General features: G+C 68.9%; 13 protein-coding genes and 2 pseudogenes. 7 read left to right on the forward strand and 8 right to left on the reverse strand.

Annotation, left to right across the window (positions count from 1 at the left end; genetic code table 11):
* Positions 1-69 precede the first annotated feature (69 nt).
* From ACZ3KP_RS33330 to ACZ3KP_RS33340, 3 genes are all read right to left on the reverse strand, one after another.
* Positions 70-771: a sigma-70 family RNA polymerase sigma factor gene (locus tag ACZ3KP_RS33330; protein WP_467504063.1), complete on the reverse strand. Its 702-nt coding sequence runs from the start codon at positions 769-771 to the stop codon at positions 70-72.
* A gap of 150 nt (positions 772-921) precedes the next feature.
* Positions 922-1686, reverse strand: a complete 765-nt coding sequence (locus ACZ3KP_RS33335; RefSeq protein WP_467504065.1) for a hypothetical protein — start codon at positions 1684-1686, stop codon at positions 922-924.
* Positions 1687-1727: 41 nt separating this feature from the next.
* Positions 1728-2318, reverse strand: coding sequence for an HAD family hydrolase (locus ACZ3KP_RS33340; RefSeq protein ID WP_467504130.1), 591 nt, complete (start codon positions 2316-2318; stop codon positions 1728-1730).
* Between the two features lie 343 nt (positions 2319-2661).
* Between ACZ3KP_RS33340 and ACZ3KP_RS33345 the strand changes: the two genes are divergently transcribed.
* Positions 2662-2949: an acyl carrier protein gene (locus tag ACZ3KP_RS33345; RefSeq protein WP_467504067.1), complete on the forward strand. Its 288-nt coding sequence runs from the start codon at positions 2662-2664 to the stop codon at positions 2947-2949.
* Between the two features lie 159 nt (positions 2950-3108).
* Here ACZ3KP_RS33345 and ACZ3KP_RS33350 read toward each other — a convergent pair whose 3' ends face one another.
* Positions 3109-4308, reverse strand: a complete 1200-nt coding sequence (locus tag ACZ3KP_RS33350) for an MFS transporter (protein WP_467504068.1) — start codon at positions 4306-4308, stop codon at positions 3109-3111.
* A gap of 117 nt (positions 4309-4425) precedes the next feature.
* Positions 4426-6177 (reverse strand): non-ribosomal peptide synthetase, encoded by a 1752-nt coding sequence (locus ACZ3KP_RS33355; RefSeq protein ID WP_467504070.1) that lies wholly within the window; start codon positions 6175-6177, stop codon positions 4426-4428.
* A 654-nt stretch (positions 6178-6831) separates the two neighbouring features.
* Between ACZ3KP_RS33355 and ACZ3KP_RS33360 the strand changes: the two are divergent.
* From ACZ3KP_RS33360 to ACZ3KP_RS33370, 3 genes and pseudogenes are all read left to right on the forward strand, one after another.
* Positions 6832-7122 (forward strand): annotated as a pseudogene (locus tag ACZ3KP_RS33360) (condensation domain-containing protein); the annotation flags it as partial.
* Positions 7123-7133: 11 nt separating this feature from the next.
* Positions 7134-7406, forward strand: a pseudogene (locus tag ACZ3KP_RS33365) (hypothetical protein); the annotation flags it as partial.
* Positions 7407-7446: 40 nt separating this feature from the next.
* Positions 7447-7749 (forward strand): condensation domain-containing protein, encoded by a 303-nt coding sequence (locus ACZ3KP_RS33370; protein ID WP_467504071.1) that lies wholly within the window; start codon positions 7447-7449, stop codon positions 7747-7749.
* Between the two features lie 624 nt (positions 7750-8373).
* On the opposite strand, the gene ACZ3KP_RS33375 is transcribed toward ACZ3KP_RS33370, so the two are convergent.
* The gene (locus ACZ3KP_RS33375; protein WP_467504073.1) at positions 8374-9309 is read right to left on the reverse strand and encodes an alpha/beta fold hydrolase; all 936 of its coding nucleotides are present in this window, start codon (positions 9307-9309) and stop codon (positions 8374-8376) included.
* A 107-nt stretch (positions 9310-9416) separates the two neighbouring features.
* Here ACZ3KP_RS33375 and ACZ3KP_RS33380 point away from each other — a divergent pair, with 107 nt between their 5' ends.
* Positions 9417-10019: a TetR/AcrR family transcriptional regulator gene (locus tag ACZ3KP_RS33380; protein WP_467504074.1), complete on the forward strand. Its 603-nt coding sequence runs from the start codon at positions 9417-9419 to the stop codon at positions 10017-10019.
* Between the two features lie 254 nt (positions 10020-10273).
* Complete coding sequence (locus tag ACZ3KP_RS33385) at positions 10274-11272, forward strand: glycoside hydrolase family 26 protein (protein WP_467504076.1); 999 nt, start codon at positions 10274-10276, stop codon at positions 11270-11272.
* 4 nt (positions 11273-11276) lie between these two features.
* Here ACZ3KP_RS33385 and ACZ3KP_RS33390 read toward each other — a convergent pair whose 3' ends face one another.
* Positions 11277-12470: a glycoside hydrolase family 26 protein gene (locus tag ACZ3KP_RS33390; protein WP_467504078.1), complete on the reverse strand. Its 1194-nt coding sequence runs from the start codon at positions 12468-12470 to the stop codon at positions 11277-11279.
* On the reverse strand, positions 12463-13782 hold the full coding sequence (locus ACZ3KP_RS33395; protein WP_467504079.1) for a glycosyltransferase family 2 protein: 1320 nt from the start codon (positions 13780-13782) through the stop codon (positions 12463-12465). Before ACZ3KP_RS33395 ends, ACZ3KP_RS33390 begins: the two co-directional genes overlap by 8 nt.
* A 402-nt stretch (positions 13783-14184) precedes the next feature.
* On the opposite strand from ACZ3KP_RS33395, the gene ACZ3KP_RS33400 reads away from it, so the two are divergent.
* Positions 14185-15489, forward strand: a complete 1305-nt coding sequence (locus ACZ3KP_RS33400) for a UDP-glucose dehydrogenase family protein (RefSeq protein ID WP_467504080.1) — start codon at positions 14185-14187, stop codon at positions 15487-15489.
* Positions 15490-16048: the final 559 nt, after the last annotated feature.

Raw genomic sequence — 16048 nt, forward strand, 5'->3', positions numbered from 1 at the left:
CGGAGCGGTCCGCGCGCCGTACCGGTGAGGCCGGTGCCCGCGGTCGCGGCGGACACCGGCGTCTGCCGTTCAGGCCGCGACCGCGACCGGAACGCCCACCGCCGAACGCGGCAGAACGGCCGCCGACGGAACCCGGCCCTCCGTCGGTGTCCCCGCCGCCTCCTCCGGCTCGGCCAGCAGATCCACCAGAGCGGCGCGGGCCCGAGCCACCCGGGAGCGCACCGTCCCGATCGGACAGCCGACGACATCGGCCGCCTCCGCGTACGGCAGCCCGGTCACCTGCGTGAGGATGAACGCCTCCCTGCGGTCGTCCGGCAGCATGCCCAGCAGTTCGAGGAGCGCGATGCCCTCCTCGAACCCCGGCACATCGAGCGGCTGAGCCGTTTCCGCGGCGTGGCGCCAGTCATGACGGTCCGACAGCCGGGGCCGCGAGGCGGCACGCCGGAAGTCGTCGATCACCGCCCGGCGCGCGATGGACAACAGCCAGGCACGGGCCGAGGAACGTCCCTCGAACCGATGCAGGCTGCCCAGCGCCCGCAGGAACGTCTCCTGGGCCAGGTCGTCCGCCGACTGGGGATCCGCACTCAGATGTGCGACATAGCGCAGTACGTCGCAGTGCAGGGCCCGGACGAACCGCTCGACGGCGTCCTCGTCCCCGCCGCGGGCGGCCAGCGCCCAGGTGGTGATCAGGTCGTCGGTTTCTTGCGTGTTGTTGTGCTTCCTACGTTTTCCACGTGTCCCGCGTAATGCGGGCAGGGCAGGAACAGGCACCTCGTGTCCTTCGCGATCGTGCGAGGAACGGCGGCACGGGATCCCGCCGTTCCAGCAGTGAGGGGGGCGCGGCCGCGCGCGGGCACGACCGCTGCCCGGGGCGGCCCCGCGTCGACGACGGTCGGCAACGGCCCCGGGAAACCGGCTGTTCTAGGCGACAGCGAAGGAGAGCGGCGGGCCCCGTGAAGTGATCGCGTTTACGAGATGCAGACGCCGCGGCCACCGGCGCGTACGGCGCCGCCGTACGAGGGCACGCGGGCGTCGCGGCAACGCCGGCAGGGCGAGCACCAGCCGCAGCGGCGCGGCCAGCCAGCCGGCCACGGCGCGCATCAGCCGGAAGACGACCCGCTCGCCGTAACCGAGCCACAGGCCGCAGACCAGGGCCGCCACGAGGTGGGCCACGTACATGCCGGTCATCGACGTGCCGCCCAGCCACTGCTGGAGGACAGCGGGGGTGCCGGAGCCCAGGTGGACCGAGTGATCCATGCCCATGGCATGCATGTGCATGCCCATGGAGTGACCACCCGCGGAGCCCATGCCCATCGCGCCCATGTCTGCCGAGCCCATGCCCACCGAGCTCATGCCCACCGAGCTCATGCCCACCGAGCTCATGCCCAGGGAACCCGTGTCGTTCCCCCCGGGCGGCGCCGTCGGCTGCCCCGCGCCCTGTGCGAGGGAGAAGCTCCAGTGGAGCGCCCCCTGGACCGCGACCACCACCGGCACGATGACCCGAAGCCCGCGCTCACGGCCGGCCAGGGCCCAGCCGACCCCGCCGGCCCCGAGGGACGCCGCCCCCAGGGCCCACCAGGGCACAGACGAACCGGACATCATCGTGTGGGCCAGGGCGGAGAGCAGCACGCAGACGGCCGCGAACAGCGCGGCCCGTACCGAACGTGTGCACCACCCGGTAGCCATGACAGGCTTCATCCTCGCATTCGACGTCGTGCCCCCACCGATCAGTACGCAAAATGGCCCGGCCTCATGCTCAATCCGAAGTGTGATCCACCGTTCGGCGAAACCCGGGAACTCAACGCGCGCAGGGACCGACTTATTGAAGGGGCGTTTCGGACGACTGCGCCGGAGGCCCCCCGTTCGGAGGTGACGCGGTGGCGCCCGGCGCGGGTGGCGCACAGGCTGGGGCGCGGACGTGGACGACCCGCCGCGCACCCCGACCCCGGTGACCTCGCCGCTGCCGACCTGGGCGGACCCGGGCCGGCCCACCCGCAATTCCGTCGTCGGAAGAAATCCAGGAGTTCCGTCAGGGAGGTGATGGAGGGCACGTCCGAGACGGCCGAGTCCCGGCAAAGCGCACGTCCTGCATAGCCGAGTTGGACAGCCGCGGCGACCAGGTCCGGATCGTCATCCACGAACAGGCACTGGGCGGGGAGAAGATCCAGCGCGGCGCTGGCGTGGTGGTACATGCGTGGGTCCGGGTCGTTGCAGCCGAGGACGGCGGAGATTGCATACGCCTCGAAGAACTGGCCGATCCCGAGCCCGGAAGTCGTCGCCCGCGCTGATGGCCGCCGCCGGCCACCGATCGGGCGCATCAGCACCCCGCCGGAGTCGAAGCGGACAGCACGGAGATTGTCGGGAGAGACTGGTGGTGTCGTCACCCGCCCAGTCCGGCTGCCCAGCGCGGAGCCGGAGCCTCGGCTGCACACCGGACGGGCCACCGGCGATATCGGGCCGCCGGGTCCTTGCCGGACCGGGCAGTCCCATCCATTCGCCTTGAGATGTAAGGCTCCTTTTCCTTAACGGCCTTGCGGGCGAGATGTTGATCTTGCTAGCCTCGCGTCGATCTTGTAAGCGAATCGACACATCGTCACTTCTCGCCATTTCGATGATTGAGGTCGCGCGGATGCAGCTGCGACCGAGATCCTGGGTACCGAGGTGACCCCGGACGCGGATTTCTTCCTCCTCGGAGGGCACTCTCTGCTGGCAACGCGGATGATCGCACGCGTCGAACAGGCTCTGGGTGTGAAGGTATCCAGGTCCAGAGCCCAATTGTGGACCCCTTTGCCCGGTGTGCCGAAGCTCAGGGGCCCCAGGCAGATCCGCGACACGTCTATGCCGGGCGAGCCCAGCTTGACGTACTTCAAGATGCTTCCCCGTGATCGGTTCAGAATCAGATACAAACACGCTGTACGTGCAAAGGATATTGCGTCTTCGTCAGCATGATCAGCTTACGTGATCCGAGCGTCGGAATGCAGTGGCAAATCGATCCGCATAACACTGACTAAATGCGGCCGAGTGGGTTTTGAAAGCCTTCTTGGCGTAGTTTTACGCACTCGCGTGATGGAACGGGCAAAAGGCGGGCGATCGACCGATGCCATGAAATCACGCTCGAACGGCTGCCGCCGGTCCTTGCACGCGGGACGCCGTCACCGCCACCAGCAGGCCCAGAAGGATGCAGGCCGCGCAGACGAGGAACATCGCCCGGTACCCGGCGGCCTGGGCGATCAGCCCGAGGGAACCGCTGCCGATGGCGACCCCCACCGTGAAGCAGGCGCCGAAGACCGACAGCGCCATGGCGCGCCCGCGCTCGCTGACCGAGCGCACCACGAACACCCCCAGCGCCGGGTAGATCTGCCACATGCCCACGCCGGTGAGTACACCGCCGACCACACCCATGGCCAGCCCGTGCGACAGACCGACGAGCGCGATCCCTACCGCCTCGACCACGAACAGGGCCACCAGTTCCACCGGCCGCGTGACCTCCCAGCGGATCCACGTACCCGCTATGCGCAGCACCACCACGGTCAGGGAGTACGCGGTGACCACGGCCGCTCCGCCGGCGATACCCAGGGCGTCGAACTTCGCGACCGCGAAGCTGGCGACCGCCGCGAAGCCGAACGCGGTGAAGACCAGTGCGACGCTCGGCAGCACGGTGCCCAGGAGCGCCTGGCGCCGATCGACGTCAACCTTCTCCGTCTTCGGAGGGATGGGTACTTCGGGGACGTACGCGGCGATCGGGATGACGATCAGGGTGACCAGCCCGGCGATCACGAACGTCTCTGCCGTGCCGGTCCAGCCGGCGAGCAGAGTTCCCAGCGGAGCGCCCAGCCCCAGGGCCAGGTAGTTGACCGTACCGCCCAGCCCCAACGCCCAGTTCTGCCGGTCCTTGGCGACGAGCTGCACCGGCCAGACCCCGGTCGCGGCCTGCATCACTCCCATACCGACACCCACCACCAGGCGCAGGAGCACCAGTTGGCCGACCGACCCGGCCAGCGGGTAGCACACCGTGGCCAGCGCCGTCAGCACCGCGCCGCCGATGGCAAGGGCCCGGGTGCCGAGACGGTTCATCAAAGCGCCCGACACCGGCCGCGACAGCAGCGACGTCACCGCGTAACTGCTGACGACCGCACCGACGTCCGCCGGACCGCCGTGCAGCCGGTCCGTCACGTGGCCGGGCAGGATCGGGATCGTCAGGGCGAACGGCAGATAACCGATCCCCGTGGCCAGCGAGATCAGCAGTGCGTACCGAATGGACCTCTTGTCAGTGGTCTCGGCGGCCTCGGAACTCAGCTCAGTCGGCACAGAAACTCTCCCTCCGGCCCAGGCACGGACCGGGAGCGGACCACCCGCGCACCGCCCGTGCCTCGACTCCGATCCCAGACGTACAACCGGCGGCCCACCGAGTCCCCGAGGGCACCATCACCCGGCGGCCGGGGAGACGATCTCCGTGACCGCCTCGGTGAACTCGCCCAGGGTCGTCTTCTCGAACATGATCCGCGGGGGTATGCGGTGGCCCAGCGCCTTACGGATCCGGCCTGCCGTCTGCACTGCGAGCAGCGAATGCCCGCCGCGCTCGAAGAAGTCGTCGTCTTCCCGCAGTTCGATACCGCCCAGAAGCTCGGACCACACCCGTACGACCACCTCCCGCACCGGGTCCGAGGCAGGTACCGGGTCCGACGCAGGCACCGGGTCCGACGCAGGTACCGTGTCAGCGGCAGGGACCGGGGCCGCGGCGGGCGAGGCGTGCAGGGCGCGCAGGGCCGCGAGATCCACCTTGCCCCGCTCGGTCATCGGCAACCGGTCAACGAACGTGATGACGTTGGGCACCATGTGGCCAGGCAGCCTGGCGCGCAGATACTCGTGGATCTCATCGGCCGACCGCGGGCCGACCTCGGCCACCACGTACCCGGCCAGGGCCTGTTCCTGCGGCAGGACCACGCAGTCCACGACGTGCGGATGCGTGCGCAGAGCCGACTGCACCTCGCCGATCTCCACCCGGTGCCCGTTGATCTGAACCTGCTCGTCATCCCGGCCCAGGAACTCGAACACGCCCGCGGCGTTCTTCTGGACACGGTCTCCGGAGCGGAACACCCTGCCCAGGTCCGGCAGCCAGGCGAAGCGTTCCGCCGTCAGCGCGGCATCGCCCAGGTAGCCGCGCGCCACGCACGCGCCACCGATCAGCAGTTCCCCGTCGGGCGAAACATGTAGCTCGGCCCCGGTGACACCCAGGCCGATCGGCACATCCGGCCCGGTGTCCGTGCCGGCGTCGAACTCGTGGTACGTGACCGCCACGGCGGCCTCGGTCGGCCCGTACCGGTTGAACACCCGTACCCCGGGCAGCAGTTCGGCGACCCGGCGTGCCGTTGACGTCGGCAGCCGGTCCCCGCCGCTGATCAGGTACCGCAGGCCGCGGGCTTCCCTCAAGCGCGGCTCGTCGAGCAGCAACGGCAGAATCGCCGGGGGGAGCCGGACCGCGGTGATCTCCTGCTCGACCAGCGCGGTGGCGATGGCGATCGGGTCCAGGTGGTCGCCCTCGGCGACCGAGACCACCGTGGCACCCGCCCGGAGCGGCCAGAAGAAGTCGGTCAGCGAGGCGTCGAACGTGTAGGGCGCCACCTGCAACAGCCGGTCACCCGGTTCGAGCGGCAGCCGCTCGGCGAGCCAGTCCAGATGTGGCGTCAGGTTGCGGTGTTCGACGACCACGCCCTTGGGCGCGCCGGACGAGCCCGAGGTGTAGATGACGTAAGCGGGATCCTCCGGGGAGCCCGCCACGGCCGCTCCGTGCTCCCCGTCCGCGTCCACGCCGAGTGTGCGGACACCGTCGTGCCGGAACCGGGCCGCGGTCGCGTCGTGCACCAGCACCGCGGCCGGCGCGCAGTCCGTCAGTATCCGTGCCAGCCGAGGAGCGGGTTCCGCCAGACTCAGTGGCACGAACGCCGCGCCGGCCCGCAGCACACCCAGCATCGCGACAGCCATGTCGGCCCCGCGCTCCAGGAACAGCGCGACCCGCTCACCAGGGCCCGCGCCCGCTTCGGCCAGCCGTCTCGCCAGGCGCCCCGACCGCTCCTCCAGCTCCTGGTAGGTCAGCGACGTGCCGTCACTGTTGAGCCAGGCCGTGGCCGCCTGCGCTCCACCGAGAACTTGGGCGTGCAACAAACCCTCGTCCGACATGCTCATCCCGCGGGTGGATCACTCAAAGTGGATCAGTCAAAGACACTCGATCGGATCACAGCAGGAGAGACCTAGTCAATAAATGATCATCAAAAGCTCCTGCGTGAACGGTAGTTGGCGGTCTTCGTGTCGCACACGACAATGCCCTGCTCGCAGCCGGGTTGTAACCTGATCACAGGTTCGGGGGGATCCTGATGGTCGTGTCCCGCTTCGTGGTGTAAGCGACCTTGCTCGACGTGTTCCGGTAAGCCGGGCGTCGGTCACCCCGTGGGACACGGCTCCCGGGTCGCGAAGCGGCTGACCTGCCGTCAGCGCCATGCGCGGTCCCGAGCCGCGCCGATGCGGCAATGGCCTGCGGATTCCGGCGCCTTGATCCGCTACACCACCTGGCGGGACGCCACCCCCCTGATCGCGCAGGGTTGCACCGCCGACGAGAACGTCTGTCCGGGGCCGCGTGCCCTTGCGGACCGGCCTGCGGACAGGGTGTCTGCGCAGGCATCTCACGCCGCCGAATGAGGAGAAGCCGCGCTCATGGACTCCGTGTCGAGGATGTCGCCGCCCGATGCCGCCGCCGTAGATGCGCCCCTGGCGATGTCCGCTTTCCAACGGCGCATCTGACTGGCCGAGTTGATCGATCCCGAGGTGCGCAACCACGTGCCGCTCGCCTGGGAGGTGGCGGGCCGCCTGGACCCCGGTCGGCTGCGCGCTGCGCTGGGCCGGCTGGTGGCCGCGCACGAGATACTCCGCACCCGTTTCATCGAAGACGACGACGGTCTGTCGGTGCGGCTGCGCGAACCGTGGCTGCCGGAGCTGGAGGTACTCGACCTGCGCGAGGCCCCGGACGGCATGATGGACTGGCTGGACGCCGCCGTCCGCCGGCCGTTCGACCTCGAATCCGGACAACTGCTGCGCGCCGCCCTCGGCGGGCTGGGCGACGATCGGCAGGTGCTGCTGCTGTGCCCTACACCAGGCCGGACAGCCCTCGACCGGTCATCCAGTACCGGGAGTTCGCCGCCTTCCAGCAGCGTCAGCGTGATACCGACGCCTGGAACACCGACCTGCTGTACGGGGAGTCCACGCTGCGGGGAGCGTCCCCGGACACCCCACTGCCCGTACCGGAGCGACCGGAGCCGAACGGGGCGTTCCAGGTCTCGCTGCCCGCAGGGCTGCTGGACTCGCTTCAGAAAGTGCAGTCCGAGCGCCGCGTCAGCTGGTTCATGGTGGCCGCCACCGCCCTGGCGGTGACCCTGCACCGGTGGGCCGGCCTGGATGACGTCACCTTCGGTTCCCCCGACGGCGAACCGGGACGAGCCCCTGTTCGCCGAACTGCTCGGTCCGTGTCTGAACACCGTGGTGCTGCGCTCCCGGGTGACCTCGGACAGCACGCTGCTGGACGCGTTGATGCAGATGCGCGACCAGGCTCTGGACGCGCTGGAGCACCAGAGCGCCGAGTTCGACGATGTGGTCGCCCGGCTGAAGCCGCCCCGGCGTTTCGGACACACCCCAAGGCGGAGGGTCGTCCTCATACTGGGCGTATTCGGGCGAGCCCGACAACGCTGCGAGGTACCGTAGCTGCCGTCGTGCGCCCGCCGGGGATTACGGGACAGCCCTTACCTGTGAATGATGGCGTTCGCGCAGCGCAGGGCGCGCCGTCGCGATCACACGGTACTTCACAGAAGCACATTCGCTGCCGTGGCAGTTCAGGAACTGAGGCTCTTGCGCCGGGCTCGGAACGTGTACGCGGTGCCGTTCGCGTCCGTGTGATGACCCCAGTCGCCGCTGACCGCCGGGTCCCAACCCCGTTGCTCTCGCATCTGCGCAGCGAAGGTGGGGCGATCCTTGACAGAACATCCGCAGGCGAGGCGTAGATCGATGCTCACGTACTGGCTGCGGGGATTCTGGTCCGGTCCGCCAGGCTCCAGAGGACATCGTGGACGTCGTGGACGTCGTAGGCAAGGCCGGTTCGTTCCCTGTCGTGGATGATGCCGTGTGCCCGCGCGAACTCGTCCAGGCCGTCGATGGCGAAGAGGTCGCTTCGCCAATGCCCGGGCGGGAGAGCGAGGAGTCGGGATTCTCGGGCGACCGCCCGTGGATAGGCATCGGGCCCCACGCCCTGGGTGATTCGGCCGTCCTCGTGGGGCGCGGGGCGGTGCCGCGGTCCGACTCTGGCTTCGCTCGTGACCCGCGGGGCGGTCCTCAGCGAGATGTCGGCAGGCCGAGGTCGGCGGCGTTCATGAAGTCGAGCATCTTCCGGTTGGTCAGCTCCGCGTGGTCGATCTGCGGGCCGTGGCCGGTCCGGGAGATGATCTCGGCCCTTGCGCCGGGGATCAGCCGGGGCACCCGTTCGACCTGCCGGTCAGGGTGCACCAGGAGGCTGCGCCTGCCGAGGATCAGGTACAACGGCGTGCGGATGGACCCCAGTTCGGCGTCGGTGAGGGGGTGAGGCGCGGGTCGGCGGATGCGGTAGGCGCGGACGCCGGTGCGGATCATGGTGCGCAGTTCCGGGACGACGAGGACGGGTTGTTCCAACCAGGACGCGAGCCGTGGCCGCAGCGCCTTGGGGGCGAAGGTGGCGAACAGACTGGCGAAGATCCACACGAAGAAGCGCAGTCCCACCTTTTCCAGGCCCCCGGGGTCGAGCAGCGTGACCGAGGCGAGGCGTTCCGGCGCACGGTACGCCTGGTTCAGGACGAGCCAGCCGCCGTACGACGAGCCGAGCAGGTGCACATGGTCGAGCCCGAGGCCGACGAGCGTCTCGTCCAGCCACTGCGCGGCACGCTCGGGCTCGTGGAGGGGTGCGCGCTGCACGCTGCGGCCTGGGTCACCCGGGGTGTCGATGGCGTAGACGGGCCGTTCGGCGCTGAGGTCGGGAGTGTTCGGGTACCACATGGCGGAGCAGGAGCCGGCTCCGTGGACGAGGACGAGGGGGGTGCGCTCGCGGGCGGCCGGGTCCTGGGGGTCGTAGCGGTAGACGTGCGTGGTCCCGAAGGAGGTCTCCACGTCCTCCTCCCAGGACGCGGGCGCGCCCAGGGCGTAGACCGTGTCGCAGGCCGCGAAGTAGCGCGCACGCCAGGCATCGCTGACGAAGCGGCCGACATCGGGCTGGGAACGGGCTGTTGTGGGCTCGGGCACGGCCACCTCCTGGACAGTCGGTCTTTGTGATACGAACGTACCACAAACGTGGTACGGCTGTATCATCAAAAACCGGAGACACGATCCGAGGAGCGGAGAGGCGAACCATGCCCAAGCGCGTGGATCACACAGAGCGGCGCACCGAGATCGCGCAGGGCCTCGTCCGGGCCGCCGGCCGACAAGGGCTGCACGCTGTGGGTATGCGGGACGTGGCGGCCGAGGCGGGCGTCTCGCTGCGGCTGGTGCAGTACTACTTCGAGTCCAAGGAGAAGCTGCTCCTCTTCGGACTGCGGCATCTGGCCGACAGGTTCGGGGAACGGGTGACCGCCCAGGTGCAGGCCGCCGGTGACAACCCCGGGCCGCGGGCGGTGATCGAGGCACTGCTGACGGCGGCCCTACCGGTTGACGAGGAGAGCCGCCTGTTCCATCACCTCTACACCTCGTACGCCGTGCTGTCGGTCACCGACGAGGCCCTCGCAGCCCAGCCCTTCATCAAGGATCCCGACACCGCCGAGACCGCCCTCACCGGACTACTGCAGCAGGCGGCGGACGCCGGACTGCTCAGGGCCGGCACGGACACCCACGCCGAAGCGGTCGGCTTGCTGGCCATGTCCGCAGGGCTCGGCACCAGCGTCCTGGTGGGCCAGCGCGACGCCGAATCGGCCACGGCCGTCCTCCACTACCACCTGGACCGCATCTTCCGGCCTTGACGCGCGGACGCCGACACCCCGGGGCCAGAACACGCGCATGGAAATCCCGCCTTGCCGGCCGTGCCAGGAGACTCTGCTACGCCCACGAGACGTAGACGGACCTTGCCTGTGAAGTGGCCTCCGCATGATGCGGGTCGCGAGGCACCCGGGGGGCCGTGCTGTGCAGCCCGCCGGGCGGTCACCGCCTGCACGACCGACGGTCTCCGCAGGAAGGCGGTGCGAGCAACGGGGGACTGAGATGCAACCATGTCGTGGTGACGGCAGGACATGCAGCGCGGTTCGTGGCGGTCCCGATGCTGGCCCTGGGTCTGCTGCTCACCGGCTGTGTCTCCGGGCAGGCCCGGTCCGCGAAACCGGTGGATGACGCGGTACGGCTGATCACTGCACCGCAAGGCCGGTACTTCGGGGTGAGCACCCTGCAGGCCCCGTGGTCCCGGGCGGAGACGGCCGCGGTGGCCCGGAAGGCAGGGAGCGCGCCGAACATGCTGGAGTACTTCGTCAAGTGGACGGAGGACTTCCGTCCGGCTGCGGTGAGGGCGTCGTACGCGCAGGGGGCGGCGCCGCTGCTGACCTGGGAGCCCTGGGCCGGCTCCGGCGCGGGGACACGGCAGCCGCGGTACGCGCTGGCACGGATCGCCGGGGGCGGCTTCGACGCCTACGTGACGCGCTTCGCGCAGGCGGTACGCGCGCAGGGGCGACCGGTGGTGATCCGCTTCGCCCACGAGATGAACGGCACGTGGTTCCCGTGGTCGGAGCGGCGCAACGGCAACCACCGCGGCGACTACCTGAGGGCCTGGCGACACGTCCATGACCTGTTCCAGCAGGCCGGGGCCGACAACGTCGTCTGGCTGTGGAGTCCGAACGTGGTGCGGGACGCGCCCGCGGTGTCCTTGCGCGAGCTGTACCCCGGAGACGCGTACGTCGACCTGGTGGGGATGACGGGTTATCAGGACGACGAGTCCACGGCGGGTGCGGTGTTCGACGCGACACTCGCCCGGTTGCGCGGTCTGACCGATCGCCCGGTGGTGATCGCCGAGACCGGTGCGCGACCGGGCCGGAAGAAGGCTGCCTGGATAGCAGCCTTCTTCCGTTGGTTCGTCGCGCACCGGGAGGTGATCGGCTTCGTGTGGTTCGAGCGCAGCCGTGCCGACGGCGGTCACCAGGACTGGCGCTTCACCCAGACCCCGGGGACCACCCGCGCGTTCGCAGGCGGCCTGGACACCGTACGGCTGGCGAAAATCCCCCAGCCGTAGCGGATCACCCGGTCGTAACGGTGGTGGCGGCCGTCGGTGCTCCCGGCGCCGACGTGTCGGCCACCCCGGTCAGGGTGATGTCCGCGAGCCCGTGCCGGAACGCCTTGAGCGTCGCTGCGTTCTCGGTGAAGCGCCAGTCCGCACCGCCGCCCTGTTCCCGGTCGCGTTCGAACCAGATGAAGCCGATGACGTCGTCCTGCCCGCTCTTGCCGAGCCAGTCGAGGAAGTCACTGATCCACGCCGCCTTCGACGCGCCGGGCTGCGCGCCGACCTCGGTGATGACGATGGGGTGGTCGGTGAGCTTGCGCAGCTTCTTCAGCGTCGGGTCGAAGACGGCGGCCGCGGTCTTCTCGTGCACCGCGTAGCCGACCGTGCCGATCCAGTCGGTGTAATCGTCGCCGGGGTACAGGTCGGCCAGGCTGACCTTGGGCACCGGGCGCAGGATGTTGGGGCTCCACAGCCAGATGACGTTGTCTGCGCCGGCCTGCTGGAACAGGTCGTGGACGTGTCGCCAGGCTTTCACGTAGTCGCCCTTGTGGTTGCCGCTGCGCCGCTCCGACCACGGGTACCACGCGCCGTTCATCTCGTGCGCGAAACGGATGACCACGGGCCACTGGTGGGCGGCGACGGCTTTCGCGAAGCGCGTGACATACGCGTCGTACGTGCCGTCCGCGATTTTCGCGAGGGCGTACTTCGGCTGGTCGGTGCCGTACTTCCGGCCGGCCCAGGGCTGCCAGGAGATCACGGGGAGCATGCCCTGCCGGTAGGAGGCGTCGACGGCGGTGGGGTCGAAGTCCTCGTCCCAGTTGACGAAGTACTCGGACATGGTCGGCCGCTGCCCGGCTGCCTTCGCCAGGGTGTCCGTCTTCTTGGAAGACCAGGGGATCTGGGTGCTGCTGAGCCCGAAGTACTTGCCTTCGGGAGCGATGAAGGAACCTTTCTTCGGAACGGGGGTGCCGGCCGCGGACGCACCTGACGTGAGCCGGTCCTTGATGCCGGGTTCCGCCGCGGGGACACCGAGTCCCTGGTACACCGGTTCGGAGCTGGAGTTGACGAGGAGGTAGACGCCGTAGCTGAGGAGCGACAGGACGACGACGTTGACGGCCATCCACAGCCGCAGCCGGACACCGCTGCCGCGGTTCCACCAGTGCAGGGGCTTGGCGTGAGCCCGGCCGGGGGTTGCGTCTGCGCTAGACACTCATCATCACCGATCCGAAGAGCAGGGCGGCGCCCAGCAGGTAGGGGACCACGACGAGCGGGCTGCGGGTGCGTTCACCGGCGAAGCTGTCGGCGCGGGTTCCCCAGCTCGCGTTGTGGGCCATGCGGAAGAAGCCGAGGAGGCGTACAGGAAGCAGGAGCAGCGTGTTGATGATCATGAAGACCGGCAGGAAGAGCATGTCCTTGGGCCGGTAGGCGAAGTGCCGGCCGAAGCGGATGGCCATGGAGATCAGGGACATGAGGGCGGCCAGGCCGAGGACGAACAGAAGCGCGTGCCATGGGGTGTGGGGCAGCGGCAGCTGGTTGTAGATGCCGGGCTTGTCGCGCTGCCAGGCGGCGACTGCCCAGGACGCGAAGGTGCCGAGCAGCACGAAGGGCACCAGGATGTCGGCGATGTAGAACAGCCAGAGCATCTTCGCGTGGCGCAGCATCCACCAGAACATCCGCAGGGTGTTGTACTGCGAGCCGCGCGCCCAGCGGTACTGCTGCTTGGCGAGCTTCCGCAATTCCAGCGGGGCGTCGGTGTAGACCAGCGAGGTGGACTGGTAGACGCTCTTGTACCCGGCCTTGAGGGTGTAGTTGGTCAGCGTCCGGTCGTCGCTGACCTCCAGGAAGACGCCGAGGAACTTCTCACTGAGGAAGTCCCCCATGCAGTTCTCCAGGATGCTCCGGCGGAAGGCGATGGTCCGGCCGGGCAGGCAGCCCACCGTGCCGACCACGCTCATCGCGGGCATCGAGTAGTGGCAGCGGACGCTCTCCAGCCAGTCGGCCCAGCGGGTGAGCACCGAGCGCCCGGGGTCGAGGATCCGCTGCCGGGTGGTGACACCGCCGACCTCGGGATCGCGGAAAGGTTTCACCAGTTCGGCCAGGGTGTCCGTGGTCCAGATGGTGTCCGAGTCGACGAGTACGGCGATCTCACCGGTCGCCTCCGCCAGGCCGACACGCAGCGCGTTGCGCTTGCCGGGTGTCTCGGTCCAGCGCCAGTCGACACCCATGTCGGTGCAGATGTCCTCCAGGACCGGGTTGCGTCGGCCGTTGATGACGACGATGACTTCGGTCGGCCGCTGCTCGGTTATGCGCTGGAGCACGGAACGGAAAAGGTCTTCCGGCTCGTCGACGACGGGAATGATGACAGAGGTCGTCGTCTGCCAGGGCCGCTTCCATGGTTTGTAGCGGCGGGCCAGCAGAATACGAATGATCCAGAGCGACCAGACCATGGTCATGAAAACGGCGAACGGGTAGACGACCCCGTTGTTCCGCCATTCCCTCAATTCGAGCAGATACGCGAGCATGACCTTCCCTGAGCCGTGGAATCGGAGATTCAGGCACGGAAGGTCGTGTGCCGGCAGGGTGTGCCGACTGGTCCGCCGGCGCTGTGCGGCCCCGGTCGCCCTCCTACCCCTGGTGTCGGTGACATCGACGGCGATCTCGCCAACTGGCGGGAAACTAGCAGGAGTTACAGTGTGCTAAATCATGAAAAACACCTCAAATAGGCACATGAAGATCATTCGTTATTCAATGGAGATGTGAAAGATGTGTGAGGGTTACACGTTCAAGGCGTGGAAGATCACGCTCGGGTGACGTTTGCGTGACCTGGGGCGACGCGGTCGATTCGCTCTCTTCCCCGGGTTATGGTTCCGCTCTCCACAGACCCCCGAAGGGGTCGCTGAGCACCATGTGCGGAAGGCGATTCAGTGTCTGCCCGTGTGACAGTCATCGGTACCGGATATCTCGGTGCCACGCATGCCGCCTGTATGGCGGAAATAGGCCACGAGGTTCTCGGGCTCGACGCCGACCCGGACAAGATCGCGGCATTGCGGTCCGGTCGGGTCCCTTTTTATGAACCCGGCCTGGAAGAGCTTCTGGCCAAACACGTGGCCACCGGGCGGCTGCGCTTCACCACCTCCTATGAGGAAGTCGCCGAATTCGGCGAAATCCACTTCTCCTGCGTCGGCACCCCGCAGTCTCCCGGCGGCAACGCGGCGGACCTGCGCCACGTCGACGCTGTCATCGAGCGCCTCGCCCCCCTTCTGGCCGGTCGGAACGCGCTCGTGGTCGGCAAGTCCACCGTCCCGGTCGGCACCGCCGAGCGACTGGCGGCGATGCTGCCCGACGACGCCCAACTCGCCTGGAACCCCGAGTTCCTCCGGGAGGGCTTCGCCGTCGAGGACACCCTCCGGCCGGACCGGCTGGTGTTCGGTGTGCGGTCGGCGACCGCGGAGGCCCGCCTGCGGGCGGTCTACGCCCCCGTCATCTCGAACGGAACCCCGGTCGTCGTCACCGACTTCCCGACGGCGGAGCTGGTGAAGACCTCGGCCAACGCCTTCCTGGCCACCAAGATCTCCTTCATCAACGCCATGGCCGAGGTCTGCGAGGCCACGGGCGCCGACGTGGCCCTCCTCGCCGAGGCGCTGTCCCACGACACCCGCATCGGCGGCCGTTTCCTGCGCGCCGGCGTCGGATTCGGCGGCGGCTGCCTGCCCAAGGACATCCGCGCCTTCATGGCCCGGGCGGGAGAGCTGGGCGTGGACCAGGCACTGACCTTCCTCCGCGAGGTCGACCACATCAACATGCGCCGCCGCAGCCGGGTAGTGGATCTGGCACGCGAAGCGGCCGGCGGCAGCTTCCTCGGCCGTCGGATCGCCGTCCTGGGCGCCGCCTTCAAGCCCGACTCCGACGACATCCGGGACTCCCCGGCTCTCAACGTGGCCGCGCAGATACAGCTCCAGGGCGGCAGCGTCAGCGTCTACGACCCCAAGGCCATGGACAACGCTCGCAAGGCGTTCCCGACCCTGGCCTACGCGCACTCCGCCCAGGACGCCCTGTCCGAGGCCGACGTCGTCCTCCACCTCACCGAGTGGCAGGAGTTCCAGGCCCTGGACCCCGCCGTACTGCGGGACACGGTGGCGCAGCCGTACGTCATCGACGGCCGCAACGCCCTGGACGGGAGGCGGTGGCGCGCGGCGGGATGGACGTACCGCGCGCTAGGCCGGCCCTGAAGCCGGCCGACGCGCCGCATGAGTGCGCCGACCAGAACGGCCCCGGGGCGTTCACCCCCGACGGGGCGGCCGTGGAGTCGTACATCGCTCCCGCCGGCGCCACACGGTGGGTGACGTGACCGGGGTGCAGGAGGCCGCCTGACCATGTGGAGTCAGAGGGCGAGTCGGGTCAATCAGCCTCGCGGGCTTCTGCGTCAGCCTCGGAGCTGCTTGACCATGACGGCGTACACGGGGGAGTCTGCAAACGGCTGCTGCTCGCCGGCCTTCTACGGTGTCGGGGTGGCGGGATTTGAACCCACGACCTCTTCGTCCCGAATGAGGATCGGTTAATGAGCTTTCCTGCCTGGATTGTGTTTGCGCAGGTCAGGTGGGTGGTCCCGGTTGGTCTCGGGTGGGGTGGAAGGGGCATCGGGAGCAGGGCGGCTCCCAGATGGCTCCCAAGGGTGCTGCCGCCTGGATGGTGCTGGAGAGTCAGCCCTGTGACCCGAAGGCAATCCACCGGCCACTAGTGCCAGGAAGTCGAGTCGGCCACTCTATTCGCCGTCCGCTGCCTGGCGTC

It is taken from the genome of Streptomyces sp. NPDC020958 (assembly GCF_055562175.1).